Source organism: Pseudarthrobacter sp. GQ63 (genome assembly GCF_059758765.1).
The window spans coordinates 52,813-77,752 of the sequence record NZ_JCAXEF010000011.1 but is presented as its reverse complement, the minus strand read 5'-3'; the positions used below and the strand labels follow the sequence as shown (position 1 = coordinate 77,752).

Below are 24,940 nucleotides of genomic sequence, written 5' to 3'. Positions count from 1 at the left end.
CCCTTTTCCGCCAACTGTAAGGAATTACTGCGCATGGCTATCCTGAATATCCGCATCATCGGCGATCCTGTGCTGCGCACAGTGGCCGATCCCGTGACGGATTTCGGGCCGGAGCTGGCCAAGCTGGTCGCGGACATGACCGACACCATGGAGGACGTGGACGGCGCAGGCCTGGCCGCGCCCCAGGTGGGCATCAGCCAGCGGGTTTTCACTTACCGGATTGACGGCGTGGAAGGGCACATCATCAACCCCGTCCTGGAAAACAGCGCGGATTACCAGGACGACCAGGTGGAGGGCTGCCTGTCCATCCCCGGCCTCGGCTTTCCCGTCCGGCGCTTCCGCTCCACCCGTGTGACCGGTGTGGACATGCACGGCAACCCCGTCACGGTGGAAGGGGAAGGGATGCTGGCGCGGTGCTTCCAACACGAGAACGACCACCTGGACGGCATCCTCTACACCGACCGCCTGGAGGGGGAGGACCGCAAGGCCGCCCTGCGGTCCATCCGTAACGCCAACTACGGCTCGGTCACCGAGCGGACAGCCGCCAAGCGCGCCAAGACGGTCGGATCCAGCTTCGGCGGCTCCTTGCCCGGCTCCAGTTTTGGTCCCGGAGCGGCCGGTAACGCCGGGTGAGGGTCCTGTTCGCGGGAACCCCCGCCGTCGCCGTCCCGTCCTTGGATGCGCTGGTGGAGGCAGGCTTCGACGTCGCTGCCGTGCTGACCCGTCCCGATGCCCCTGTGGGCCGCAAGCGCGTCCTCACGCCGTCGCCCGTGGCTGCGCGCGCCGCCGAACTCGGAATCGAGGTCATCCGCGCCGCCCGCGTTGACGCTGAGGCAACCGCCAGGATCGCTGACGTAAACCCGGATGTGGCCGCCATCGTAGCCTACGGCGGGCTGGTTCCGCCTGCCGCCCTGGCCGTTCCCCGGCATGGCTGGATCAACCTGCACTTTTCCCTGCTGCCTGCGTGGCGCGGCGCCGCGCCCGTGCAGCGCGCCGTCATGGCCGGGGACGACGTCACCGGAGCTGTGACCTTCCTGCTGGAAGAGGGGCTGGACACCGGCCCCGTGTTCGGCACCCTGACCGAATCCGTCGGTCCGGAGGACACCGCGGGTGAACTCCTGGAAAGACTGTCCCGCAGCGGCGCGGTCCTCCTGGCCCAGACGCTGTCCGCCATGGGGGCAGGCAAAGCCTCGGCGCAGCCGCAGGCCGGCGAGGTGTCACTGGCACCCAAGCTGACCCTTGAGGATGGCCACCTGAAGTGGAGCCATCCCGCCCTTGCCATCAGCCGGCAGGCCCGCGGCGTCACTCCCGAACCGGGTGCGTGGACCGTGCTTGACGAGCAGCGGGTGAAGCTGGAACCGGTCCGGCTGCGTCCGGATGTCACGACGCTTGCTCCGGGAGCCTTGGCGCTGCACGGCAAGAGCGTGCTGGTGGGCACGGGTTCCCACGCGGTGGAACTGACCCGGATCCAGCCGGCGGGCAAAAAGATGATGGCCGCGGCTGATTGGGCACGCGGCATGGCTTCCCTTGAAAGCGTGGTGTTCGAATGAGCGGGTCCGGCGGCAATCCAGGCGGGCGTGGCAGCGGGCAGGGCAACTCCGGGCAGGGCCGCGGCAAAGGCGGACCCCGGGACAACAGCCGCCGTAACGCCCAGGGCCGTGAACGCAACCGCGGTCCGCAGCGGAGCTTCACGGACAGCGCCCCGTCCCAGCGCACCCGCCGGGCGGATCCCGCCCGTCTTGTCGCCTTCGAAGTCCTGCGCGCCGTGGCGGCGGAGGACGCCTACGCCAACCTTGTCCTGCCGGCACGGATCCGCCACCACGGGCTGGACAAGCGCGACGCCGGATTCGCCACCGAACTGACGTACGGCGCCCTGCGCGGCCAGGGCACCTACGACGCCATCCTGGCCCGCTGCGTGGACCGCCCCCTGGACCAGCTGGATCCCGCCATCCTGGATGCCCTGCGCATCGGGGCGCACCAGCTGCTGGCCATGCGCGTTCCGGCGCACGCCGCCCTGGACCAGACCGTCGGGCTGGCGCGCGCCGTGATCGGAGCAGGCCCGTCTGCGCTCATCAATGCCGTGCTGCGCAAAGTTGCCGCGCATACCCTGGAGGAGTGGCTGGACGAGCTCGTGGCCGGGGAGACCGACGCAACGAAGATCGCTGCGCTCCGCTACGCCCACCCCGAATGGATCGTCCGCGCAATGCGCCAGTCACTGGTTGCACACGGGCGATCCGCCGATGAAATCAACAACCTGCTGGAAGCGGACAACGCTGCCCCCGTGGTTAACCTGGTAGCCCTCCCGGGGCTCGGCAACCTGGACGAGGCCCTGGAACACGGCGCTACTCCGGGTGGGCTCGTCGAGGGTTCGGCTCTTTCCAGTGGTGGTGACCTTGGACGCTTCTCCTCAGTCCGGGAAGGAACCACCCGCGTCCAGGACGTTGGCTCGCAGCTGGTGGCCCGGGCCATGGCGGCCGTCGATCTTGGCGGGCCTGAGGGCGGGACAGGCGCCGGACACGCCGAGGCGTGGCTGGACCTCTGTGCCGGCCCCGGTGGAAAGGCAGCCCTGCTCGGCGCACTGGCAAAACAGCAGGGCGCCACGCTGCTGGCCAATGAGCCCGCTCCGCACCGGGCCAAGCTGGTGAGCCAGGCCCTCTCGGCCGTGCCGGCCGAAACGTGGCAGGTCCGCACCGGTGACGGCCGCGACCTCGGCTCCGAAAAGCCCGGCTCCTTTGACCGCGTCCTGGTGGACGTGCCCTGCAGCGGGCTGGGAGCCTTGCGGCGCAGGCCCGAGTCGCGCTGGCGCCGGTCGCCCAAGGACCTGGCGGACCTCGGCCCGTTGCAGCGCGAGCTCCTCGCCTCGGCGCTGGCAGCCGTGCGGCCCGGGGGAGTGGTGGCCTACGTGACGTGTTCCCCGCACCCGGCGGAGACCACCGCCGTGGTTGCCGATGCCCTCCGCAAGCGTGACGACCTGGAGCTCCTGGACGCCGGGGCAGCACTGGACGCCGTCAGCCTTCCGGGGAAGCTGGACGCGGGCCACGAGTCCACGGCCCAGCTCTGGCCGCACATCCATGGGACGGATGCTATGTTCCTGGCACTCATCCATAAAAAGTCCTAGGCGAAAGCGAACAACAGACCCAGTGAAAGGCAACCCCGTGACGCAATGCTGCATCAACCCGAGCATCCTCTCCGCCGACTTCGTCAACCTGGAGGCCGAACTGCAGCGCATCAGCACCGCTGACGCCGTGCACGTGGATGTCATGGACAACCACTTCGTTCCCAACCTGACCATCGGACTGCCAGTGGTGCAGCGCATCCAGGCGGTCAGCCCCATTCCCCTCGACGCGCACCTCATGATCGCCGACGCCGACCGGTGGGCGCCGGGATTTGCCGACGCCGGCCTGGCTTCGGTCACCTTCCACGCCGAGGCCTCCCTCGCCCCGGTGAAGCTGGCACGCGAACTCCGCAGCAGGGGGTCGAAGGCGGGGATGGCGCTTCGTCCCGCCACCCCCGTGGAACCGTACCTGGACATGCTCACCGAGCTGGACATGCTGCTCATCATGACCGTTGAACCCGGGTTTGGGGGACAGGCCTTCCTGGACCTCACCCTGCCAAAAATCCGGCGGGCAAGGGCAGCCATTGACGGCTCCGGAGCGGACGTGGCCATCCAGGTGGACGGCGGCATCACGGAGGAAACGATCGTCAGGGCAGCCGAAGCCGGCGCCACCGTTTTTGTTGCCGGCTCCGCTGTCTATGGCGCTGACGATCCCGCCGCTGCCATCGAACGGCTCCGCGAGCAGGGCAGCGGTTCGTTACGTGCGGCTTCTGCGGAATAGGCGGGAGCCCGTGCCGGTTATGGCACAATAGCAACACACATACGTGCTCCGGGGTCGGTGTAAGTCCGAACCGGCGGTGACAGTCCGCGACCCGCGAGCCGGTGCCTTCCGCAAGGAAAGCCCGGCAGACGGTTGAACCGGTGAAATTCCGGTACCGACAGTTAAAGTCTGGATGAGAGAAGCACGTACAGCTGTACCTGTGGGGCCGTCCCGGTCCCGCAGCCTTCTGCTGTCGTATACCCCCGGAGCCATCGCGGTTCGAGAGGGAAGGAACGACACGGAATGAACCCCAAGCGATGGCTCTTAGATGCCGGACGTCCCGCCGCTTCAGCGGAGGACGCAGCCGTGGCGATGGTCGCGGCATGACGGCGGCCACACAATCTCTTGGTGCCGGAGCCGGCACCGCCCTGCATCCGGGCCACCCGCTCCAGCCCGCCGACGGCGTCGTTACCGCCTTCAGCGCAGGCGAGACCAGGGCCATGGAGGCTGCGCTGCAAGCAGCCCTGCGGGGCCCGCGCGGGGCGAACCCCCTGGTGGGCGCCGTCGTCGTCGATCCTGAGGGCAACCACCTGATCACCGGGTTCCACCGCGGCGCCGGCACCGCGCATGCGGAGGCCGATGCCATCGCCCAGGCGGCAGCAGCGGGCGTGGATCTCTCAGGCTGCACCATGGTGGTGACGCTGGAGCCTTGCAACCACCTTGGGCGCACCGGCCCGTGCGCGCAGGCCATCATTGCCGCCGGAATAACGGACGTGGTGTACGCCGTGGACGATCCGCACGACCCTGCGGCGGGTGGAGCAGCAACGCTGCGGGCCGCCGGCGTCCGCGTCCGCAGCGGCCTGGGAGCCGCTGAATCCCTGGACCTGAACCGGCAGTGGTTCGAGGCGGTGACCGCAAAGCGCCCCTTCGTCACCCTCCACATCGCCCAGACGCTGGACAGCCGCATCGCTGCCCAGGACGGCACCAGCCAGTGGATATCCAGCCCGGAATCCCTCGCGGACAACCACGCCATCCGCGGGCGGATCGATGCCATCCTGGTGGGCACCCAGACCGTCCTGGTGGACAACCCCCGGCTCACCGCCCGCGACCCGCAGGGAACACCGGCGCCGAACCAGCCGGTCCGGGCTGTCATGGGCTTGCGGGACGTCCCCGGCGGGGCCGCCGTACGCGGAGCTGACGGGCGGGTCACGCACCTGCGCACCCGCGACCCGCACGAGGCGTTGTCCCTGCTCTACGCGTCCGGGACCCGCCACCTCATGGTGGAGGGAGGCTCGCGCATCCTGAGCGCGTTCCTTGCCGCCGGACTCGTGGATGAGCTCATCGTGTACCTGGCGCCCACCCTGCTCGGCTCCGGCACACCGGCCCTGGACGGCCTCGGGATCAGCACCCTCGCCGACGCCCAGCAGTGGGAATGGGATGAGTCCGACGGCGGTGCCGTGCGCAGGCTGGGCCGCGACCTGAGACTCCACCTGAGACCGCAACGAACCGTTGCCCTAGACCCCCAACCATCCCGCGCAACCGCGGAGCAAGCCTAGGAAGGCCACTGATGTTTACCGGAATTATTGCCGAACAAGGGCACGTTCTGTCCGTCGAGCGGGACGGGGACGCCAGCGCCACCCTCCGGCTGCATGCGCCTGGCAGCACTGAAGGGCTCGCCGTGGGCGGCTCCGTGGCCGTGAACGGGGTCTGCCTGACGGCCACCGGGATCAACGGCGCGGACTTCAGCGTCGACGTGATGGGGGAGACCCTAGTCCGCAGCACCATCGGCGAACTGGCGCCGGGCGACTCCGTCAACCTTGAGCGCTGCGTTCCCGCGGGCGGCCGGCTGGACGGGCATGTGGTGCAGGGGCATGTTGACGGCGTCGGCGCGCTGCTGGAACGGGAAGCACTGGGCAACTGGGAGCGGCTCCGGTTCGGCGTGCCCGCCAACCTGGCCCGCTACATCGCGGAAAAGGGCTCGATCGCCATCGACGGCGTCTCCCTCACCGTCACCGCCGTGAGCGAGGCCGCCGAGCCCGAGCCCTGGTTCGAAGTGGGCCTGATCCCCACCACCCTGGCCGAAACCGGGCTGGGTTCCAAGACCACGGGCAGCCGGGTCAACCTCGAGGTGGACGTCCTGGCCAAGTACACGGAACGCCTCCTTGCGTTCAGGACTTCGGCGCCGGCAGCTGCAGACGGAGGTGCACTGTGAACGCCGTGCTCCGGCTCGAACCAGAGGCAGCGCCGGCAGGCGTCGTTCCTGCCCCCGATACGCGCGGGCTCGACTCGATTGAAGTGGCAGTGCAGGCCATGGCCGCCGGCAGGCCGGTCCTTGTGGTGGACAATGAGGACCGCGAAAACGAGGGTGACATTATCTTCGCGGCACAGCATGCCACCCCCGCGCTGATGGGATGGACCATCCGCTACAGCTCGGGCGTCATCTGCGTTCCGCTGTCCGGCGACCGGGCGGATGCCCTTGCGCTGCCTCCCATGGTGGCGGTCAACGAGGACGCCAAGGGAACCGCCTACACCGTTTCCTGCGACGCCGCGCTGGGTGTCAGCACAGGAATCTCCGCCACGGACCGGGCCCTTACCGCCAGGGTCCTGGCCGACCCCCACGCCGTGCCGGCGTCCCTGACCAGGCCCGGGCATATATTTCCACTCCGTGCAGTTGACGGTGGTGTGCGGGAACGCCCCGGCCACACCGAGGCTGCGGTGGACCTGTGCCGCCTGGCCGGCCTTGAACCGGTGGGCGTGATAGCAGAAGTTGTGTACGACGACGGCGAGATGATGCGCCTGGACGGGCTCCGGACCTTCGCGGCAGAGCATGGCTGCCCCCTGATCTCCATTGAGGATCTGGCAGCCTACCTCGCAGCGGGGGAAGGGCAGCCCATGGAGGCCGCCCGCGAGGTTGCGGGCGGCAAGAAGGAGACACGATGACCTCTTCGACAGCCCGCGACAGCGGTTCGCCGAACGGCCACGGAAATTCCCGGGACGGTTTGGGGACTTCCCCGAAAAGCCACGGATCCTCCGCCAACGGTCAGGAGCGCAGCGGCAGCGGCGTTGCCCCGCACCCCGTGAGCGGCGGCCCGATAGTGCAGCTGCCCACCGCCTTCGGTGATTTCGTGGCGCAGGCCTGGACCGACCTGGTCACCGGCGTGGAGCACCTGGCCGTCAGTTCCCCCAACCCGCCCAGGGACGGCAAGGCCCCCCTCGTCCGGCTGCACTCGGAATGCCTCACCGGCGACATTTTTGGGTCCTACCGCTGCGATTGCGGGGAGCAGCTTGCCTTCGCCCTGGAAATGATCCAGCAAAACGGCGGCACGCTGCTTTACCTGCGGGGGCAGGAAGGCCGGGGCATCGGCCTGGCCAACAAGATCAAGGCTTACGCGCTGCAGGAGGCGGGTTTTGACACGGTGGAGGCCAACGAGCAGCTGGGACTCCCTGTGGACGCCCGCTCCTACAACGCCGCGGCGCAGGTCCTTGCGGAAATGGGCCTCCATGAGGTGCGGCTCCTGAGCAACAACCCGGACAAGCAGAACAGGCTGGCACGGGCGGGCGTGAAGGTTGTGGAGATGGTTCCCACAGAGGTGCCGTCCCGCGATGAGAATATCCGCTACCTGCGGACCAAGAAGGACCGCATGGAGCACCGGCTGCTGCTGGACACCCATGTGGTGGCGGTTCCCGTCACCACCCCGGAAACCTTCGACCACGAACAAGACTGACCGGCCGCGGCCTGCCCACCGGCCGCGGCACTGACAACACACACCACCACTGAACGGAACAGACTGACCCATGAGCGGACACGGCGCCCCCGATATCGACCTCAGCACCCTCAACCCCGCAGAAACATCCCAGCTGCGGCTGGCGATTGTGGCGGCCAGCTGGCACACCCAGATCATGGACGGGCTCCTGGACGGAGCGCTCCGGGCAGCGAAGGACGCCGGCATCGCCGAGCCCACCGTCCTGCGCGTACCAGGCAGCTTTGAGCTGCCGGTCGCTGCCGCCCGGCTCGCACCGCACTTCGACGCCGTTGTTGCCCTCGGCGTCGTGATCCGCGGCGGAACCCCGCACTTTGACTACGTGTGCCAGGCAGCGACGTCGGGACTCACCGACGTCAGCGTGCGCACCGGCGTCCCGGTGGGCTTCGGCGTCCTGACCTGCGACACCGAACAGCAGGGCCTGGACCGTGCCGGCCTTCCCGGCTCCAAGGAAGACAAGGGCCACGAGGCCGTCACCGCGGCGCTGGCCACCGCCGTCGTGCTCAAGCAGTACGGCAAGTAACGGAGCCCGCAGGACGGGCGCGCTTGTGTATTCGCTCACATCGCGCCCGTCATGCAACGGCCCGGGAAGCGCCCTGCGGGCTGCAGCAAGTAGGCTGGAGGGCGTGAAGAATTTCGAGACGCTGTTCGCTGAGCTCAGCGAGAAGGCAGCCACCCGCCCGGAAGGCTCCCGCACCGTCGCTGAATTGGACTCCGGTGTCCACGGCATCGGCAAGAAAGTCGTTGAGGAAGCAGCCGAAGTATGGATGGCTGCCGAATATGAATCCGATGAAGCCGCGGCAGAGGAAATCTCCCAGCTGCTGTACCACCTGCAGGTTCTGATGCTCGCCAAAGGCCTGACCCTGGAAGACGTCTACAAGCATCTGTAGCCACCGGTCCGGCGCGCTCCACGCCGCCGGTGCCCGCCGTGGCCTGCATTGCCTGAACACCTAGACCTCCCCACACCAGAAAGACCTCCCATGCTGCGAGTAGCCGTCCCCAACAAGGGCTCCCTGTCCGAAGCCGCCTCTGCCATGCTCTCCGAAGCGGGCTACCGCCAACGGCGGGATACCCGTGAACTCGTCATGGTGGACCCGGACAACGACATCGAGTTCTTCTTCCTCCGCCCGCGGGACATTGCGGTGTACGTTGGCCAGGGAACGCTCGACGTCGGCATCACCGGACGCGACCTTCTCCTGGATGCCGAGGTGGAGGCGGAAGAACTCCTTCCGCTGGGCTTCGCGGCGTCCACGTTCCGTTTTGCAGGTCCCGTTGGGGACTTCGCCAAGGTGGAGGAGCTTGAGGGTAAGCGGCTGGCCACCAGCTACGACGGCCTGCTCCGAGGCTACCTCGCCGGGAAGGGCATCAACGCCAAGGTGGTCCGCCTTGACGGCGCCGTTGAATCATCGGTCAGGCTGGGCGTGGCAGACGCCATCGCCGACGTCGTGGAAACCGGCAACACCCTCAAGGCCGCCGGAATGGAAATCTTCGGCGATCCCATCCTGAAGTCCGAGGCCGTGCTGATCCGCCGCACCGGCAAAGGCGGCGCTGCGAACGGCACCGCCAAGGAGATCGAGGTCCTGATCCGCCGCCTCCAGGGCGTGCTGGTGGCCCGCCAGTATGTGCTGATGGACTACGACATCCGCAAGGAACTGGTGGAAAGTGCCGCCGCCCTGACGCCCGGCCTGGAATCGCCCACCGTCTCCCCGCTGCGGGATTCCGACTGGGTGGCCGTCCGCTCCATGGTCCCGAAGAAGGAAACCAACCGGATCATGGACGAGCTGTACGACCTCGGTGCACGCGCCATCCTGGTCAGCAGCATCCACGCCTGCCGCATCTGAGCCGGCCCCCGCAGTACCAACCCGCGCTCTAACAACCCAGCGCAGCACAAGACAGAATTTCCAGGAGCTCCCATGGCAGTAGCAGTACGCGTCATTCCCTGCCTCGACGTGGACGCCGGGCGCGTCGTCAAAGGCGTTAACTTCGAGGGCCTGCGGGATGCCGGCGATCCCGTGGAGCTGGCGCACCGCTACGACAACGCCGGCGCGGACGAGCTGACCTTCCTGGACGTCACGGCGTCCTCGGGGAACCGCGAAACCACCTTCGACGTGGTCCGCCGCACTGCGGAGGAAGTCTTCATTCCGCTCACGGTTGGCGGCGGCGTCCGCGGTGTTGCCGAGGTAGACAAGCTGCTGAGGTACGGCGCGGACAAGGCGTCCATCAACACCGCAGCCGTCGCCCGGCCCGACGTCATCGATGAAATCACCCGGCACTTCGGTTCCCAGGTGCTCGTCCTGTCCCTCGATGCCCGCCGCACCCGCCCCGGTTCCCAGCCCACGCCGTCGGGATTTGAAGTGACCACCCACGGCGGACGGACCGGTACCGGGATCGACGCGATTGCCTGGGCCAGGGAAGCCGCGGACCGCGGCGTGGGCGAGATCCTGCTCAACTCCATTGACGCCGACGGCACCAAAGACGGCTTCGACCTGGAGCTCATCAGGGTGGTCCGGGCTGCGGTTAAGGTGCCGATCATTGCCTCCGGCGGAGCAGGGGAGCCTGCCCACTTCCCCCCGGCCGTCGCCGCGGGTGCAGACGCCGTGCTGGCAGCATCGATCTTCCACTGGGGACCGGACAACATGATGTCCCAGGTCAAGGACGCTATCCGGAACGCAGGCTTCGAAGTCCGCTAAAGCGTGTCCCAACCCAACTAAGTAGCGCTAAGTGTCGTTTTGAGGGCTCATAACGACACTTAGCGCTACTTAGTTGGGGTTACAGGCCTACTTCGGCTGACTGGAGGAGGGCGACGGCGTCGGGCTGGCCTTCGAAGGTCACCAGGGCGTGGCGGGTGCGGCCGTGGGCGTGCATCAGCAGCTCGCCCGGCTCACCCACGATGGCCACCGAAACAGGTGCGCGCTTGGCGACGTGGCGGGGCCCGGACGGGCGAACCAGGACGATTCCCAGGTCAACGCCGCGGTAAAGGATCGCGGCGCGCTTGACCAGTTCGTCCCAGAGAGCCTCCGAGTACGCCTCGTCCAGTGCCCGCGGCGCCCACCGGTCAACGGCGCGGCGGATATCCTCCGTGTGCACGAAGTATTCGATGAGGTTGGAGCTCTCGTCGAGGGCCTTGATGTTCATCGGGGACAGCGCAGGCGGTCCTGCCCGGAACGTGTTGACCAGCCTTGCGTACGCTTCGGCGGTGGTCAGTTTCGCGGCGAGCCTGGCAGTGGCCTGGTCCGAGGCTTTGGCCAGCCGTTTGATAATCAGGCCCAGCCCTACGGCTGCTTTGCGTTCGCGCAGGTACAGGTGCGCGGCAAGGTCCCTGGTGCGCCAGCCCTTGCACAGCGTGGGCGCATCAGGACCGGCCGCAAGCAGGGTCTCGGCCAGGACTTCTCGGGACGGTTCGACGAAATGCATCACTTGTGAAACTAGCATGACCGGCTCGGAGTTGGGCAGCGCCGCCGCCCCTGCTGGCGTGCCGTTGTTCACACAGGTTAGGGGCCGCGGTGCAGGCACTAGACTTGACCTGATGTCTGAGTACCCCGCCCCTGTCCCGAACCCCGGCTCCGCCGTGCCTGTGGCTGCCACGCCCGGCCCGGCCGCCGCATCATCCCCAAGCCCGCTCCCGGGGGAACTGGCCGCCGCGCTCAAGCGTGACAGTGCCGGCCTGGTGGCCGCGGTGGTGCAGCAATACGACACCAACGAGGTCCTGATGCTGGGCTGGATGGACGACGAAGCCCTGCACCGCACCATGACTACCGGGCGGGTCACCTTCTACTCGCGTTCCCGCCAGGAGTACTGGCGCAAGGGGGACACCTCCGGGCACGTGCAGTGGGTCAAGTCCGTGGCGATGGACTGCGACGGCGACGCGCTGCTGGTGCGGGTGGACCAGGTGGGCGCAGCGTGCCACACCGGCACCCGCACCTGCTTCGACGGCCGGGACCTGGCTGTCACCACCGGCCAGGCGGGCTGAACATCTTCAGGAACCGCAGCTAGTTGCGGTCACGCGGGGGAGGGCCGGCCACCTCCGCAAGCACACCCACAGGCGCCGGCGCAGACGGCCCAACGAGAACAGGCGGAACAGCATAGCCATGCAGGACCTTGGAATCATCAGCCCGGGCCTCGAGGAATTCCGGGAGCTGGCCGGGCACAGCCGCGTCATCCCCGTCCGGCTTAAGGTGCTCGCGGACGCCGAGACCCCCATCGGCCTGTACCGGAAGCTCGCCAACGGCCAGCCCGGCACCTTCCTGATGGAATCCGCGGCAGTAGGCGGGGCGTGGTCCCGCTACTCGTTCATCGGCGCGAGGTCCAGGGCCACCCTGACCACCAAGGACGGGAACGCACACTGGCTGGGACAGCCTCCCGCCGGCGTCCCCGTGGACGGCAGCCCGGTGGACGCCATCCGCGACACCATTGAAGCCCTCCGCACCGACAGGTTCGACGGATTGCCGCCTTTTACCTCCGGACTGGTGGGATTCCTGGGCTGGGAAACGGTCCGGCACTGGGAACGCCTGGTCAGCCCGCCCGAGGACGACCTGCAGCTTCCGGAAATGGCGCTGAACCTGGTTACGGACATGGCGGTCCACGACAATGTGGACGGCACGGTGCTGCTCATCGCCAACGCCATCAATTTCGATGACAGCTCCGAGCGCGTGGATGAGGCCTGGCACGACGCCGTGGCCCGGGTCAAGGCGCTGCTTGCCAAGGTCAGCACTCCCGTGGCGCAGCCCGTCTCAGTCCTGGCTCCCGCGGCACTGGACTTTGCCTCCAGCGTCCAGGAACGCTGGGACGAGGCCGAGTACCTGGCTGCCCTGGACCGCGGCAAGGAGGCCATCGTGGACGGCGAGGTGTTCCAGGTGGTCATCTCCCGCCGCTTCGAAATGGAGTGCCAGGCATCGGCCCTGGACGTCTACCGGGTCCTGCGGAACACCAACCCCAGCCCCTACATGTACATCTTCAGCCTCGAGGACGCTGAGGGCCGGGAGTACTCCATTGTTGGCTCCTCGCCCGAGGCGCTGGTGACGGTGACCGGTGAGGAAGTCATCACCCACCCCATTGCCGGATCCCGGCCGCGGGGCCGGACGGTGGAGGCGGACAAGGCACTCGCCGAGGAACTCCTGGCGGACCAGAAGGAACGTGCCGAACACCTGATGCTGGTGGACCTCTCACGGAACGATCTGTCCAAGGTCTGCGTGGCGGGGACGGTGGACGTCACCCAGTTCATGGAGGTGGAGCGCTTCAGCCACATCATGCACCTGGTGTCCACCGTGGTGGGACAGCTTTCGCCGCAGGCCAAGGCCTATGACGTGCTGAAGGCAACCTTCCCGGCCGGCACGCTGTCCGGCGCCCCCAAACCCCGTGCGCTGCGCCTCCTGGATGAACTTGAACCGCACCGCCGGGGCATCTACGGCGGAGTGGTGGGCTACCTCGATTTCGCGGGCGACATGGACATGGCCATCGCCATCCGCTCCGCGCTGATCCGGGACGGGCGCGCCTACGTCCAGGCCGGCGGCGGCATCGTGGCTGATTCGGTCAACGACACCGAGGCCCTGGAAACCGTCAACAAGGCCGCAGCGCCCCTCCGCGCGGTCCACACCGCGGGCACCTTGCAGAACATCTCCGCGGACTCGCTTCCCGGCGGGTCGGACTCCTGATGCCCCGTCCGGAAGCCTCACAGGAACCCGCAGCAGCACGGGAACCCGTATCAGGACAGGCAGGCGCAGGGCAGGCGGCAGCTGCGGCCAAGGGTCCTGCGGCGCCGGCGTGGGCCCGCCGGTCCACGCTGGTGCTGCTCATTGCCGTGCTGGCGCTGGCGGTCTTCGGCACCACCACCCAGACCTGGATCAGTGTCACCCTCGATCCCAACCAGCTTGGCCAGGGCGGAGCCGCCCAGGAACCGCTCCCGGTGCAGGGCAGCAAGGCGGCCACCGCCGTCACGGCCCTGGCGCTGGTGGCCCTCGCCGGGGGCCTTGCAGCCGCCATTGCCGGCCGGATTGCCCGGTTGATCATCACCGCCATCATCGTCCTGGCCGCCGCCGGAATTGTCGCTGCGGCCGCAACGGTCCTCACCAGCCCGCTGGCGGCCGCCCAGGGATCCATCGCGGAAGCGACCGGTGTCACCGGATCCCAGGCCCAGGTGGCTGTCTCAGCATTCCCGGTCCTCGCCGTCGTGGCCGGATGCCTGCTGGCGCTGGCTGCCCTGGTGATCGTCCCTGCCGGACGGCACTGGAAAGCCCGGACGAAATATGACGCGCCGGCGGCGGGCAGCCCCGCGGCCGCGGGTCCCGTCGACGAGATCGACAGCTGGGACCGGCTCTCCCGCGGCGACGATCCCACCTGACCCGCCCCGCGCGGACACCGGGCACCGGCAGCGCGCCGCCCGATAAACGGTTGCGGGCCAAAAAATGGCAGAATGTAAGCAGTATTCACCCTGAGGAGATTTCCATGAGCAAAGCACCTGCGTCCGTTTCCAAGTCCGGCACCCGCACTGTAGCCCCGGGCGTCATCGACCACAGCCAGGAACTTGGCCACGGCAACAGCCCCGCAGCCTGGACCTGCGTCATCGTGATGCTGGTCGGCGCCCTGATCATGTCAATCGCGTTCGTCATTGCCAACACCCCCATCTTCATTGCCGGCGGCTGCGTCATGGTGCTCGGCCTGATCCTGGGCTACATCATGCGCAAGGCAGGCTACGGCGTTGAAGGCAGCAAGCTGAAGAACTCCGGCCACTGATGTCCACTGTTCTCGATGACATCAACGCCGGTGTCAGGGAGGATATGGAGGCCCGGAAACAGCTTGTTTCGCTGGCTGAACTGAAGGACCTGGCGCAGGCCGCGGCACCTGCCCGCGACGCCTGGGCAGCGCTCGGCGGCCCTTCGCCCTCCCGGGCTGAGCTCAAAGTCATCGCGGAAATCAAACGCCGCAGCCCCTCCAAGGGAGACCTTGCCGCTATCGGCGATCCCGCGTCCCTCGCCAGGCAGTATGCCGACGGCGGTGCCTCCGTCATCAGTGTCCTCACCGAGCAGCGCCGCTTCAGCGGGTCCCTCGCGGACCTCGACGCCGTGCGGGCCGCCGTCGACGTTCCGCTCCTGCGGAAGGACTTCACGCTTGACGAGTACCAGATCTGGGAAGCCCGCGCCCACGGCGCGGACCTGATCCTCCTCATCGTTGCCGCGCTCTCCGACGCCCAGCTCGCCGAGTTCAGCGCCCTCAGCCGCGAACTTGGCATGAACGTGCTGGTGGAAACGCACACCGAAGAGGAAATCGAGCGGGCCGTTGCCGCGCAGGCGCGCATCATCGGCGTCAACGTACGGAACCTGAAGACGCTCGACGTCGACCGTTCCGTTTTCGCCTCGCTGGCCGGACAGATCCCGGCCGGGGCAGTGGTGGTTGCCGAGTCCGGCGTGCGGGACGCCGACGACGTCACGCACTACGCCGCCAGCGGCGCCAACGCCGTCCTCGTCGGCGAGGCCCTGGTGAGCCACTCGACACCGCAGGAGCGGATCGCCGAGTTCAAGGCGGCAGGCGCCGCCGCCATTGCCGCCCGCGGCTGACGCACGCACGGTGCAGGACCAGAAGGCGGGGCTGGGCCCCGCCGGCTGGTCCTGCCCGGCCGGCCGCGGGGACCACACTTTGAGAAACATCCAACTGGAACAGGACGGGACCGATGGCTGAAGCACCCTCCGGCAACGCCGACAACGATACTGACAACACTGCCGCCGAAGCATTCCTGCAGGGCGGCTCCCTCAAGCACGCCCCGGGACCCTACTTCGGAAGCTACGGCGGACGCTGGATGCCGGAATCCCTGATCGCCGCGCTGGACGAACTCGAGGAAACCTTCAACAAGGCCAAGGAAGATCCTGAATTCCGGGCCCAGATCGCCGACCTGAACAAGAACTACTCCGGCCGGCCGTCACTCCTGACCGAAGCCAAGCGCTTCTCCCAGCACGCCGGGGGAGTGCGCATCTTCCTCAAGCGCGAGGACCTCAACCACACCGGATCGCACAAGATCAACAACGTCCTCGGCCAGGCGCTGCTGGCCAAGCGGATGGGCAAGACGCGCGTCATCGCCGAGACCGGCGCAGGCCAGCACGGCGTCGCCAGTGCCACCGCCGCTGCCCTCATGGGGCTCGAATGCGTCGTCTACATGGGTGCCGAGGACTGCCGCCGCCAGGCGCTGAACGTTGCCCGCATGGAACTCCTTGGCGCTACCGTCATCCCCGTAACCAGCGGATCGCAGACCCTCAAGGACGCGATCAACGACGCCCTGCGCGACTGGGTGGCCAACGTGGACAACACCCACTACCTCCTGGGCACCGCGGCAGGGGCCCACCCCTTCCCGGCCATGGTCCGGTACTTCCACGAAGTCATCGGCGAGGAAGCCCGCGCCCAGATCCTGGAGCAGGAAGGCCGGCTCCCGGACGCCGTCTGCGCGTGCATCGGCGGCGGCTCCAACGCCATCGGCATCTTCCACGGCTTCCTTGACGATCCGTCCGTGAAGATCTACGGCTTCGAAGCCGGCGGCGACGGCGTGGACACCGGACGCCACGCGGCCACCATCACGCTGGGCAAGCCCGGCGTGCTGCACGGCGCCCGTTCCTACCTCATGCAGGACGACGACGGCCAGACCATCGAGTCGCACTCGATTTCCGCAGGCCTCGACTACCCCGGTGTGGGCCCCGAGCACTCCTACCTGGCGGACATCGGACGGGTGAGCTATGAGCCCATCACGGACAGCGAGGCCATGGAATCCTTCCGGCTGCTGTGCCGCACGGAAGGTATCATTCCGGCCATCGAGTCCTCCCATGCGCTGGCCGGGGCCATCAAGGTGGGCCAGCGCCTCGCCGCCGAAGCCGCGGCCAGCGGCGGGACGGCGCAGGACAAGATCGTCATTGTGAACCTTTCAGGCCGCGGGGACAAGGATGTGGCCACCGCAGCCGAATGGTTCAACCTGTTGGACAAGGATTCCGCCGAGTCGGAAATCGGCAAAGAGGGGGAACAGCTGTGACCACTGCACAGACCACCAGCAAATCAGCGGCCGCCATCGACAAGGCCCGTGCCGAGGGCCGGGCAGCCCTCATCGGCTACCTTCCCGCCGGCTACCCCAGCGTCGAGGAGACCATCGCCGCCGGCATCGCCCTGGCTGAGAACGGTGCCGACCTCATCGAGATCGGCATTCCCTACTCCGACCCCGTGATGGACGGCCAGGTCATCCAGGCCGCCACCACCGAGGCGCTGGCCAAGGGTTTCTCCGTCAGCCAGGTGTTCGACGTCGTGCAGGGCATCACCAGCAGGACCGATGCCGCTGTCCTGGTCATGACCTACTGGAACCCTGTGGTCCGGATGGGCGTGGACGAGTTTTCCCGCCGCCTGGCCGAGGCCGGGGGAGCAGGGCTCATCACCCCTGACCTCATTCCGGATGAGGCTGCCGAATGGATGGAAGCCTCCGACAAGTACGGCCTGGACCGCGTGTTCCTGGTTGCGCCGTCCTCCACCACCGAGCGCATGCAGCGGACGGTGGACGCCAGCCGGGGCTTCGTCTACGCCGTGTCCATCATGGGTGTCACCGGCGCCCGGACCTCCGTCAGCACCGCGGCCAAGGACGTGGTGGCAGCGGCACACGCCGCCGGCGCCGAGCGGGTGTGCGTGGGCCTCGGCGTCTCCAACGCCGGACAGGTCCGCGAGATCGCCGCCTACGCCGAAGGGGTCATCGTGGGCACCGCCCTGGTGGCAGCAATCCGCGACGGCGGTGTGGACGCCGTCGCCGCCCTCACCAAGGACCTCAGCACCGGACTGAGCCGCACCGGACTGACAGAGGAAGAAGCCTAAACCCATGCAGACCCTCCTTCAGGCAGCCGCCATGGTGCCGGCCAGCATTCCGAGCCCGGACTGGTCCGGGTTCGATATTCCCCTTCCCTGGGGAACGCTGCGCATCCACGCCTACGCACTGTGCATCCTGGCAGGCATCGTGGCGGGCCTCTGGCTGACCTCCGTCCGCTGGGCACGCCGTGGCGCGCCTGAAGGCAGCGTCTGGGACATTGTGGTTTGGGCCATTCCCTTCGGCATCATCGGCGGACGCCTCTACCACGTGGTGTCCTCACCCGATGCCTACTTCGGCCCCGGCTTCGACGGCACCGGCGACCTGTCCCTCATTCCCCAGATCCAGCGCGGCGGACTCGGCATCTGGGGCGCCGTTGTGCTCGGTGTCGTGGGCGCCTGGATCGGCTGCCGCCGCAGCGGCGTCAAGCTCAGCGCCTTCCTGGACGCCGCCGCGCCCGGGCTGCTGCTGGCCCAGGCCATCGGCCGCTGGGGCAACTACTTCAACCAGGAACTCTTCGGCGGCCCCACCACCCTGCCGTGGGGCCTGCAGATCGATGCCGACAACCCCAACTTTCCGGCCGGAACTCCGGCGGACACGCTGTTCCACCCCACGTTCCTGTACGAATCGCTGTGGAACCTGGCCGGCGTCGTCCTCCTGCTCGCACTGGACCGGAAGTTCAACTTCCGCCGCAGCAGGCTGTTCTGGCTCTACGCCATGTACTACACGCTGGGCCGGGTCTGGATCGAGGCGATGCGGATCGATGACGCCGAGCAGATTGAATTGTTCGGCATCACCACCCGCCTGAACGTCTGGACCAGCATCTTCGTGTTCCTGGCAGCCCTGGCGGCCTTCATCCTGCTGGGACGGAAGAAGCGCACCGGGCGGGACACCGTGTATTTGGCGGGCCGTGAGCCGGAGAAGGTTGACGGTCCGAAGGCCGCAGCAGTCGCTGGCGACGAGGTCCGTGATCCGGACACTGTTGTCTCAGATAGTGAATCGCGTGATAATCTCCCTGATAACCAAAGCGGTTCCCGGCGTGCTTCCGTGCCAACGGAGGAGGCCGCGGCTGCGCCGGCGGGCACCACGCCCGGACCGGATGCAACGGCCGCCGGAAAGTCCGGCAGCACTGCCACAGGAACCGCGCCGGAGGCCGGCGCTACCAAGTAGCGCGCGGGCCAGGCAGGGCAGCAGAGCCACCGCTCGAAGCGCCCAATCACCACAGCGTCGTGGCAGCGGGGCCACCCTGGACAGCATAGAGCTGCTGTCCGGTGTTGCCCGGGGCAGGGGCCTGCGTAACTGTTAGTTCAGCAGGCCATGCTGACCTACAATTTCCAGTAAATAACACTTTGTTGTGCCCATCAGAGCGGCGCCGACGAGTGGGGCCAACGTTGTCCCTTCCATACGCACGATCAGGAGGAAGGACGTCTCCCATGACCCAAACTCTTCACACTCCCAGCTGGTCAGAACCGGACCAGCCTGAGACTGCCATGTCGCCGTTCAAGCGCTTCGCAGCCCTGCCGGAGGCGGCCGGGCTCTACAACCCGGAGCAGGAGAAGGACGCCTGCGGTCTTGCGATCATCGCCACCCTCCGCGGCGAGCCCGGCTATGACATCGTGGATGCCGCCCTCACCGCCCTGCGCAACCTTGAGCACCGCGGTGCCGTGGGCGCGGACGAGGGCACCGGTGACGGCGCAGGCCTCCTCATGCAGATCCCGGACGAGTTCTTCCGCGCGGTCACGGAGTTCGAACTTCCCGCTCCCGGCCAGTACGTGGCCGGCACCGCTTTCCTTCCCGCCGAACAGCGCGAGGCCGACGCCGCCAAGGCCGGCATCGAGGGCCTGGCGGCCGACGAGGGCCTGACGGTCCTCGGGTGGCGCGAAGTGCCCATCGTCGCGGACCTGGTTGGTGCCATGGCCCGCGCCTGCATGCCCTACTTCTCCCAGCCCTTCCTGGCATCCGCCACCGGCGAGGAACTGGACCGCAATGAACTGGATTCCCGCGCCTGGCGGATCCGCAAGCGCGCCCAGAACAAGTTCGGCGTCTACTTCCCGTCGCTGTCCTCGCGCACCATTGTCTACAAGGGCATGCTCACCACCGCCCAGCTGGAGCCGTTCTACCCGGACCTCTCGGACAAGCGCTTCAAGACCAAGCTGGCAATCGTCCACTCGCGCTTCTCCACCAATACCTTCCCGTCCTGGCCGCTGGCCCAGCCGTTCCGCACCATCGCGCACAACGGTGAAATCAACACGGTTAAGGGAAACCGGAACTGGATGCGCGCCCGCCAGTCGCAGCTGGCCAACCCGCTGCTGGGCGACACTCCGGAAGAGCTGTACCCCATCTGTACTCCGGGTGCCTCGGACTCCGCGTCCTTCGACGAGGTGGCCGAGCTGCTGTGGCTGTCCGGCCGCCCCATCACGCACTCGATCATGATGATGATCCCCGAGGCCTGGGAAAACCACGCCACCATGGATCCGGCCCGGCGCGCGTTCTACGAGTACCACTCCCTGCTGATGGAACCGTGGGACGGCCCCGCCGCCGTCTCGTTCACCGACGGCAGCCTGGTGGGCGCCACCCTGGACCGCAACGGCCTGCGTCCCGGACGCTTCTGGATCACCGAGGACGGCCTGATTGTCTTCGCCTCCGAGGTGGGCGTCATCGACGTCGAAGCCTCCAAGGTGGTCAAGAAGGGCCGCGTGTCCCCGGGCAAGATGTTCCTGGTGGACACCGAGGCCGGCCGCGTCATCGACGATGAAGAGGTCAAGGCCGAGGTCGCCGCCGCCAACCCGTGGGCGGAGTGGGTCAAGGACAACCTGATCGACCTCAACGAGCTCCCCGAACGCGAGCACGTGGTCCACACGGCCGCGTCCGTGAACATCCGCCAGCGCACCTTCGGCTACACCACCGAGGAACTGAAGATCCTGCTCGGCCCGATGGCCCGCACCGGCGCCGAGCCGCTGGGCGCCATGGGCTCGGATACGCCCGTGGCGGTGCTGTCCAAGCGCCCCCGCCTGCTCTTCGACTACTTTGTGCAGTCCTTCGCTCAGGTGACCAACCCGCCGCTGGACGCCATCCGCGAGGAACTGGTCACCTCCCTGACCTGTGCCATTGGCCCCAACGGCAACCTCCTGGACACCAAGCAGGTCCGCCAGCCCCAGGTCCAGCTGCCGTTCCCGGTGATCAACAACGACCAACTCGCCAAGATCGCCAACATTGAAAACGCCGACGGCGACAAGGTGGCCATGAAGGTCCGCGGGCTTTACCGCCCCGAGGGCGGCGAGAACGCACTCCGCGCACGGCTCACCGAGATCTGCGAGCAGGTGTCCGGTGCCATCAACCGCGGCGTGCAGTACGTGGTGCTCTCCGACCGTGACTCCAACGCCCAGTGGGCGCCCATCCCGTCGCTGCTGCTGGTCAGCGCCGTGCACCACCACCTGCTGCGCAGCGCCAACCGCACCAAGACTGCCCTGGTGGTGGAAGCCGGCGACGTCCGCGAGACGCACCATGTGGCTGTCCTGATCGGCTACGGCGCCTCCGCCGTCAACCCGTACCTGGCCATGGAATCGGTGGAGCAGCTGATTGCCGCCGGCGACGTCACCGGGGTCACCCCGCAGGACGGCGTGTACAACCTGATCAAGGGCCTCGGCAAGGGCGTCCTGAAGATCATGTCCAAGATGGGCATCTCCACGGTGGCGTCCTACACCGGCGCCCAGACGTTCGAGGCGCTCGGCCTGGGCCAAGAACTGGTGGACGAATTCTTCGCCGGCACCCACTCGCAGCTTGGCGGCGTGGGGCTGGACGTCATCGCCGCGGAGGTTTCCGCGCGCCACCAGATGGCCTACCCCGAGGGCGGCATCGAGCAGCCCCACCGCCCGCTGCTGGGCGGCGGCGAGTACCAGTGGCGCCGTGACGGCGAGCCCCACCTGTTCAACCCGGAGACAGTGTTCCGGCTGCAGCACGCCACGCGTGAGCGCCGCTACGACATCTTCAAGGCGTACACCAGGGGAGTGGACGACCAGTCCGAGAACCTGATGACCCTGCGCGGCCTCCTCAAGTTCAAGAACGAGCGCCCGCCCGTTCCGCTCGAGGAAGTGGAGCCCGTCTCCAGCATCGTCAAGCGGTTCTCCACGGGTGCCATGAGTTACGGCTCCATCTCCCAGGAAGCCCACGAGACGCTGGCCATCGCCATGAACCAGCTGGGCGGCAAGTCCAACACCGGTGAAGGCGGCGAGGACGTTGACCGCCTGCTCGACCCCAAGCGCCGCTCGGCCGTCAAACAGATCGCGTCCGGCCGGTTCGGCGTGACCAGCCTGTACCTGACCAACGCGGACGACATCCAGATCAAGATGGCCCAGGGTGCCAAGCCCGGCGAGGGCGGCCAGCTCATGGCGCAGAAGGTCTACCCGTGGGTGGCCCGGACGCGGCACTCGACGCCCGGCGTCGGGCTCATTTCCCCGCCCCCGCACCACGACATCTACTCCATCGAGGACCTCGCGCAACTGATCTACGATGCCAAGCGCGCCAACCCCTCGGCACGGGTGCACGTCAAGCTCGTCTCCGAGGTGGGCATCGGCACGGTTGCCGCCGGTGTCACCAAGGCGAAGGCCGACGTCGTACTGGTCTCCGGCCATGACGGCGGAACGGGCGCCTCGCCGCTGAACTCGCTCAAGCACGCAGGTGTTCCGTGGGAGCTCGGCCTGGCCGAGACCCAGCAGACCCTGATGCTCAACGGCCTGCGCGACCGTGTGGTGGTGCAGGTTGACGGTCAGCTCAAGACCGGCCGCGACGTGGTGATCGCCGCGCTGCTCGGCGGCGAGGAATTCGGCTTCGCCACTGCCCCACTGGTGGTGGAAGGCTGCATCATGATGCGCGTCTGCCACCTGGACACCTGCCCGGTGGGCGTGGCAACGCAGAACCCGGAACTCCGCGCACGCTTCAGCGGCAAGCCCGAATTCGTGGTCAACTTCTTCGAGTTCCTTGCCGAGGAAGTCCGCGAAATCCTGGCGGAGCTTGGCTTCCGCAGCCTGGAGGAGGCAATCGGCCACGCCGAGGTCCTCGACGCCCGGGAGGCCGTCAACCACTGGAAGGCTGACGGCCTGGACCTGGACCCGATCCTGCACGGGCTGGAGTTCGACGACGACGCCCCGCTGCGGAACATGACCGGCCAGAACCACGAGCTGGACAAGCACTTCGACCAGCGCCTGATCACCATGTCCACCGAGGCGCTGACGGACCGCAGCCCGGTCAAGATTGCCGTGGACGTCATCAACACGGACCGTTCGGTGGGCACCATGCTGGGGCACGTCGTCACCAAGACGTTTGGCACCGATGTCCTGGCCACGGACACCATCGACATCACCCTGAGCGGCACCGCCGGCCAGTCCCTGGGCGCGTTCCTGCCCGCGGGCATCACCCTGCGGCTGTTCGGCGACTCCAATGACTACGTGGGCAAGGGCCTCTCCGGCGGCCGCATCATCGTCCGCCCGGACCGCACCAACGTGTTCAAGGCGGAGACCAACGTCATCGCCGGCAACGTGATCGGCTACGGGGCGACCAGCGGCGAGATGTTCCTGCGCGGCCAGGTGGGCGAACGCTTCCTGGTCCGCAACTCGGGCGCCACCGCCGTGGTCGAAGGCATCGGTGACCACGGCTGTGAGTACATGACGGGCGGCCAGACGCTGATCATCGGCCGCACCGGACGCAACTTCGGCGCCGGCATGTCCGGCGGTACCGCGTACGTCCTTGACCTGGACGCTGCCCGCGTCAACAAGGACGCCCTGCAGTCCGGCGAACTCCAGCTCCGCGAGCTGGACGCCGAGGACCGCGACATCGTGCACGGCCTGCTGGTCAAGCACGTTGAAGAAACTGATTCCCAGCTGGCGGCGCGCCTCCTCGAGAACTTCGATGACACCGCCGCCCGCATTACCAAGGTGCTGCCGCGCGACTATGCAGCCGTACTGCAGACCCGTCTCGACGCCATCGAAGAGGGCCTGGACCCCGACGGCGAAGAAGTGTGGTCCCGAATCCTGGAGGTAACCGGTGGCTGATCCACGCGGATTTTTGAAAGTACGCCAGCGTGAAACCCAGCCGCGCCGTCCCGTTCCCGTCCGCATCATGGACTGGAAGGAAGTGTATGAGGCGCAGGAGAAGGGCACCCTGAAGGCCCAGGCCGGCCGCTGCATGGACTGCGGCGTGCCGTTCTGCCACCAGGGCTGCCCGCTGGGCAACCTCATTCCCGAGTGGAACGACCTCACGTGGCGGGACAAGGGCGAGGAAGCCATCGAGCGGCTGCACGCCACGAACAACTTCCCGGAGTTCACCGGCCGGCTCTGCCCGGCACCGTGTGAAGCCTCCTGCGTCCTGGGGATCAACCAGCCTGCGGTGACCATCAAGCAGGTGGAAGTCTCCATCATTGACGAGGCCTGGGACAACGGTTGGGTGGAGCCCCTGCCTCCCGCACGCCTGACCGGCAAGACGGTTGCCGTCGTCGGCTCCGGCCCCGCAGGGCTGGCAGTGGCGCAGCAGCTGACCCGCGTGGGCCACACCGTTGCGGTGTACGAGCGCGACGACAAGATCGGCGGCCTGCTCCGCTACGGCATCCCCGACTTCAAGATGGAAAAGGATCAGGTGGACCGCCGCGTTGAGCAGATGAAGGCGGAAGGCACCCGCTTCCGTACCGGCGTCGCCGTGGGCACCGACGTCACCTGGGAGCAGCTGCGGCGGCGTTACGACGCTGTTGTTGTCTGCACCGGCGCCACCGTCCCGAGGAACCTGCCCATCCCGGGCCGCGACCTGGACGGCGTCCACTTCGCCATGGACTACCTGGTCCCGGCCAACCGTGCCGTGGCAGGGGAGGCAATCGAGAACCAGATCCACGCCCAGGGCAAGCACGTGGTGATCCTCGGCGGCGGCGACACCGGCGCGGACTGCCTCGGCACCGCACACCGGCACGGTGCCGCCTCGGTGACCACCCTGGCAATCGGCAAGCAGCCGCCGGCGGAGCGCGCCGGCCACCAGCCGTGGCCGACGTTCCCCACGCTGTTCGAGGTTGCCAGCGCCCACGAGGAAGGCGGTGAGCGCACGTACCTTGCCTCCACCGTGGAGTTCGTGGGCGAGGACGGCAAGCTGACGGGCGTCAAGGTTGCCGAGACGGAATTCGTTGACGGCAAGCGCCTGCCCAAGGCCGGCACGGAACGGATCATTCCCGCGGACCTGGTGTTCCTGTCACTCGGCTTCACCGGAGCGGAGCCCGCAGGCATCACCGAGCAGGTCAAGGCGGAGTTCGACGGCCGCGGCAACGTGTCCCGCGACGGCTACTACATGACCAACACTGAGGGCGTCTTCGTGGCCGGTGACGCCGGCCGCGGCCAGTCCCTCATTGTGTGGGCCATCGCCGAAGGGCGCGCCGCCGCCGCAGCCGTGGACAAGTACCTGATGGGCAGCACCATCCTGCCCGCTCCCGTGGCCCCGACGGACCGCGCCATCGCCGTCCTCTAGCGATGCACCGGAGGTTCACCTCCGCGACAACTTAACCAATGCAAGAGACCAAT

At 67.7% G+C, this 24,940-nt stretch carries 23 protein-coding genes and 1 riboswitch; of the genes, 22 read left to right on the top strand and 1 reads right to left on the bottom strand.

Annotation, left to right across the window (positions count from 1 at the left end; all coding sequences use genetic code 11):
* Positions 1–33 precede the first annotated feature (33 nt).
* The 12 genes from def to hisF all read left to right on the top strand — a co-directional run bounded on the left by def (position 34) and on the right by hisF (position 10,266).
* Positions 34–633 carry a peptide deformylase gene (def, locus tag AC6CHP_RS16450; protein ID WP_498231066.1) on the top strand — a complete coding sequence of 200 codons (600 nt, stop codon included), beginning with the start codon at positions 34–36 and terminating at the stop codon, positions 631–633.
* Positions 630–1,550 (top strand): methionyl-tRNA formyltransferase, encoded by a 921-nt coding sequence (gene fmt / locus AC6CHP_RS16445; protein ID WP_498231064.1) that lies wholly within the window; start codon positions 630–632, stop codon positions 1,548–1,550. The genes def and fmt overlap by 4 nt, the downstream gene beginning before the upstream one ends.
* Complete coding sequence (locus tag AC6CHP_RS16440; RefSeq protein ID WP_498231062.1) at positions 1,547–3,118, top strand: RsmB/NOP family class I SAM-dependent RNA methyltransferase; 1,572 nt, start codon at positions 1,547–1,549, stop codon at positions 3,116–3,118. The genes fmt and AC6CHP_RS16440 overlap by 4 nt, the downstream gene beginning before the upstream one ends.
* 37 nt (positions 3,119–3,155) lie before the next feature.
* Positions 3,156–3,836: a ribulose-phosphate 3-epimerase gene (gene rpe, locus AC6CHP_RS16435; protein WP_188730161.1), complete on the top strand. Its 681-nt coding sequence runs from the start codon at positions 3,156–3,158 to the stop codon at positions 3,834–3,836.
* 39 nt (positions 3,837–3,875) lie between these two features.
* A riboswitch (FMN riboswitch) is annotated at positions 3,876–4,025 on the top strand.
* Between the two features lie 173 nt (positions 4,026–4,198).
* On the top strand, positions 4,199–5,371 hold the full coding sequence (ribD, locus tag AC6CHP_RS16430; protein WP_498231060.1) for a bifunctional diaminohydroxyphosphoribosylaminopyrimidine deaminase/5-amino-6-(5-phosphoribosylamino)uracil reductase RibD: 1,173 nt from the start codon (positions 4,199–4,201) through the stop codon (positions 5,369–5,371).
* Positions 5,372–5,382: 11 nt separating this feature from the next.
* A complete protein-coding gene (locus AC6CHP_RS16425; RefSeq protein WP_498231058.1) occupies positions 5,383–6,027 on the top strand; it encodes a riboflavin synthase in 645 nt (214 codons plus the stop codon).
* Positions 6,024–6,755: a 3,4-dihydroxy-2-butanone-4-phosphate synthase gene (gene ribB / locus AC6CHP_RS16420; RefSeq protein ID WP_498231056.1), complete on the top strand. Its 732-nt coding sequence runs from the start codon at positions 6,024–6,026 to the stop codon at positions 6,753–6,755. Before AC6CHP_RS16425 ends, ribB begins: the two co-directional genes overlap by 4 nt.
* Positions 6,752–7,540, top strand: coding sequence for a GTP cyclohydrolase II (gene ribA, locus AC6CHP_RS16415; protein ID WP_498231054.1), 789 nt, complete (start codon positions 6,752–6,754; stop codon positions 7,538–7,540). The genes ribB and ribA overlap by 4 nt, the downstream gene beginning before the upstream one ends.
* Before the next feature lie 70 nt (positions 7,541–7,610).
* A complete protein-coding gene (gene ribH / locus AC6CHP_RS16410) occupies positions 7,611–8,099 on the top strand; it encodes a 6,7-dimethyl-8-ribityllumazine synthase (protein ID WP_104187712.1) in 489 nt (162 codons plus the stop codon).
* Between the two features lie 103 nt (positions 8,100–8,202).
* Positions 8,203–8,466: a phosphoribosyl-ATP diphosphatase gene (locus tag AC6CHP_RS16405; RefSeq protein ID WP_015936881.1), complete on the top strand. Its 264-nt coding sequence runs from the start codon at positions 8,203–8,205 to the stop codon at positions 8,464–8,466.
* 90 nt (positions 8,467–8,556) lie between these two features.
* Positions 8,557–9,417 carry an ATP phosphoribosyltransferase gene (hisG, locus tag AC6CHP_RS16400; RefSeq protein ID WP_188730002.1) on the top strand — a complete coding sequence of 287 codons (861 nt, stop codon included), beginning with the start codon at positions 8,557–8,559 and terminating at the stop codon, positions 9,415–9,417.
* Positions 9,418–9,489: 72 nt separating this feature from the next.
* Entirely contained in the window at positions 9,490–10,266 is a 777-nt protein-coding gene (hisF, locus tag AC6CHP_RS16395; RefSeq protein WP_498231051.1) for an imidazole glycerol phosphate synthase subunit HisF, read from the top strand.
* 79 nt (positions 10,267–10,345) lie between these two features.
* Here hisF and AC6CHP_RS16390 read toward each other — a convergent pair whose 3' ends face one another.
* On the bottom strand, positions 10,346–10,990 hold the full coding sequence (locus tag AC6CHP_RS16390) for a TIGR03085 family metal-binding protein (RefSeq protein WP_498231110.1): 645 nt from the start codon (positions 10,988–10,990) through the stop codon (positions 10,346–10,348).
* 112 nt (positions 10,991–11,102) lie between these two features.
* Here AC6CHP_RS16390 and hisI point away from each other — a divergent pair, with 112 nt between their 5' ends.
* The 10 genes from hisI to AC6CHP_RS16340 all read left to right on the top strand — a co-directional run bounded on the left by hisI (position 11,103) and on the right by AC6CHP_RS16340 (position 24,887).
* A complete protein-coding gene (gene hisI / locus AC6CHP_RS16385; protein ID WP_188729999.1) occupies positions 11,103–11,546 on the top strand; it encodes a phosphoribosyl-AMP cyclohydrolase in 444 nt (147 codons plus the stop codon).
* 118 nt (positions 11,547–11,664) lie between these two features.
* Positions 11,665–13,227: an anthranilate synthase component I gene (locus AC6CHP_RS16380; protein ID WP_188729997.1), complete on the top strand. Its 1,563-nt coding sequence runs from the start codon at positions 11,665–11,667 to the stop codon at positions 13,225–13,227.
* On the top strand, positions 13,227–13,913 hold the full coding sequence (locus AC6CHP_RS16375) for a Trp biosynthesis-associated membrane protein (protein ID WP_498231048.1): 687 nt from the start codon (positions 13,227–13,229) through the stop codon (positions 13,911–13,913). Before AC6CHP_RS16380 ends, AC6CHP_RS16375 begins: the two co-directional genes overlap by 1 nt.
* A 104-nt stretch (positions 13,914–14,017) precedes the next feature.
* Positions 14,018–14,305, top strand: coding sequence for an HGxxPAAW family protein (locus tag AC6CHP_RS16370; protein ID WP_188729993.1), 288 nt, complete (start codon positions 14,018–14,020; stop codon positions 14,303–14,305).
* Positions 14,305–15,126 carry an indole-3-glycerol phosphate synthase TrpC gene (gene trpC, locus AC6CHP_RS16365; RefSeq protein ID WP_174179244.1) on the top strand — a complete coding sequence of 274 codons (822 nt, stop codon included), beginning with the start codon at positions 14,305–14,307 and terminating at the stop codon, positions 15,124–15,126. Before AC6CHP_RS16370 ends, trpC begins: the two co-directional genes overlap by 1 nt.
* Before the next feature lie 113 nt (positions 15,127–15,239).
* Complete coding sequence (gene trpB / locus AC6CHP_RS16360; RefSeq protein ID WP_188729991.1) at positions 15,240–16,580, top strand: tryptophan synthase subunit beta; 1,341 nt, start codon at positions 15,240–15,242, stop codon at positions 16,578–16,580.
* Positions 16,577–17,401 carry a tryptophan synthase subunit alpha gene (gene trpA / locus AC6CHP_RS16355; protein ID WP_174179232.1) on the top strand — a complete coding sequence of 275 codons (825 nt, stop codon included), beginning with the start codon at positions 16,577–16,579 and terminating at the stop codon, positions 17,399–17,401. The genes trpB and trpA overlap by 4 nt, the downstream gene beginning before the upstream one ends.
* Positions 17,402–17,405: 4 nt before the next feature.
* The gene (gene lgt / locus AC6CHP_RS16350) at positions 17,406–18,560 is read left to right on the top strand and encodes a prolipoprotein diacylglyceryl transferase (protein ID WP_498231045.1); all 1,155 of its coding nucleotides are present in this window, start codon (positions 17,406–17,408) and stop codon (positions 18,558–18,560) included.
* A 263-nt stretch (positions 18,561–18,823) separates the two neighbouring features.
* Entirely contained in the window at positions 18,824–23,437 is a 4,614-nt protein-coding gene (gltB, locus tag AC6CHP_RS16345) for a glutamate synthase large subunit (protein ID WP_188729985.1), read from the top strand.
* Positions 23,430–24,887, top strand: coding sequence for a glutamate synthase subunit beta (locus AC6CHP_RS16340; RefSeq protein ID WP_498231043.1), 1,458 nt, complete (start codon positions 23,430–23,432; stop codon positions 24,885–24,887). The genes gltB and AC6CHP_RS16340 overlap by 8 nt, the downstream gene beginning before the upstream one ends.
* Positions 24,888–24,940 lie beyond the last annotated feature (53 nt).

Coding starts and splice junctions, on each gene's coding strand:
- def (WP_498231066.1), top strand. CDS start 34: ATGGCTATCCTGAATATCCGCATCATCGGCGATCCTGTGCTGCGCACA.
- AC6CHP_RS16440 (WP_498231062.1), top strand. CDS start 1,547: ATGAGCGGGTCCGGCGGCAATCCAGGCGGGCGTGGCAGCGGGCAGGGC.
- ribD (WP_498231060.1), top strand. CDS start 4,199: ATGACGGCGGCCACACAATCTCTTGGTGCCGGAGCCGGCACCGCCCTG.
- AC6CHP_RS16425 (WP_498231058.1), top strand. CDS start 5,383: ATGTTTACCGGAATTATTGCCGAACAAGGGCACGTTCTGTCCGTCGAG.
- ribA (WP_498231054.1), top strand. CDS start 6,752: ATGACCTCTTCGACAGCCCGCGACAGCGGTTCGCCGAACGGCCACGGA.
- ribH (WP_104187712.1), top strand. CDS start 7,611: ATGAGCGGACACGGCGCCCCCGATATCGACCTCAGCACCCTCAACCCC.
- hisG (WP_188730002.1), top strand. CDS start 8,557: ATGCTGCGAGTAGCCGTCCCCAACAAGGGCTCCCTGTCCGAAGCCGCC.
- hisF (WP_498231051.1), top strand. CDS start 9,490: ATGGCAGTAGCAGTACGCGTCATTCCCTGCCTCGACGTGGACGCCGGG.
- AC6CHP_RS16390 (WP_498231110.1), bottom strand. CDS start 10,990: ATGCATTTCGTCGAACCGTCCCGAGAAGTCCTGGCCGAGACCCTGCTT.
- hisI (WP_188729999.1), top strand. CDS start 11,103: ATGTCTGAGTACCCCGCCCCTGTCCCGAACCCCGGCTCCGCCGTGCCT.
- AC6CHP_RS16380 (WP_188729997.1), top strand. CDS start 11,665: ATGCAGGACCTTGGAATCATCAGCCCGGGCCTCGAGGAATTCCGGGAG.
- AC6CHP_RS16375 (WP_498231048.1), top strand. CDS start 13,227: ATGCCCCGTCCGGAAGCCTCACAGGAACCCGCAGCAGCACGGGAACCC.
- AC6CHP_RS16370 (WP_188729993.1), top strand. CDS start 14,018: ATGAGCAAAGCACCTGCGTCCGTTTCCAAGTCCGGCACCCGCACTGTA.
- trpC (WP_174179244.1), top strand. CDS start 14,305: ATGTCCACTGTTCTCGATGACATCAACGCCGGTGTCAGGGAGGATATG.
- trpB (WP_188729991.1), top strand. CDS start 15,240: ATGGCTGAAGCACCCTCCGGCAACGCCGACAACGATACTGACAACACT.
- lgt (WP_498231045.1), top strand. CDS start 17,406: ATGCAGACCCTCCTTCAGGCAGCCGCCATGGTGCCGGCCAGCATTCCG.
- gltB (WP_188729985.1), top strand. CDS start 18,824: ATGACCCAAACTCTTCACACTCCCAGCTGGTCAGAACCGGACCAGCCT.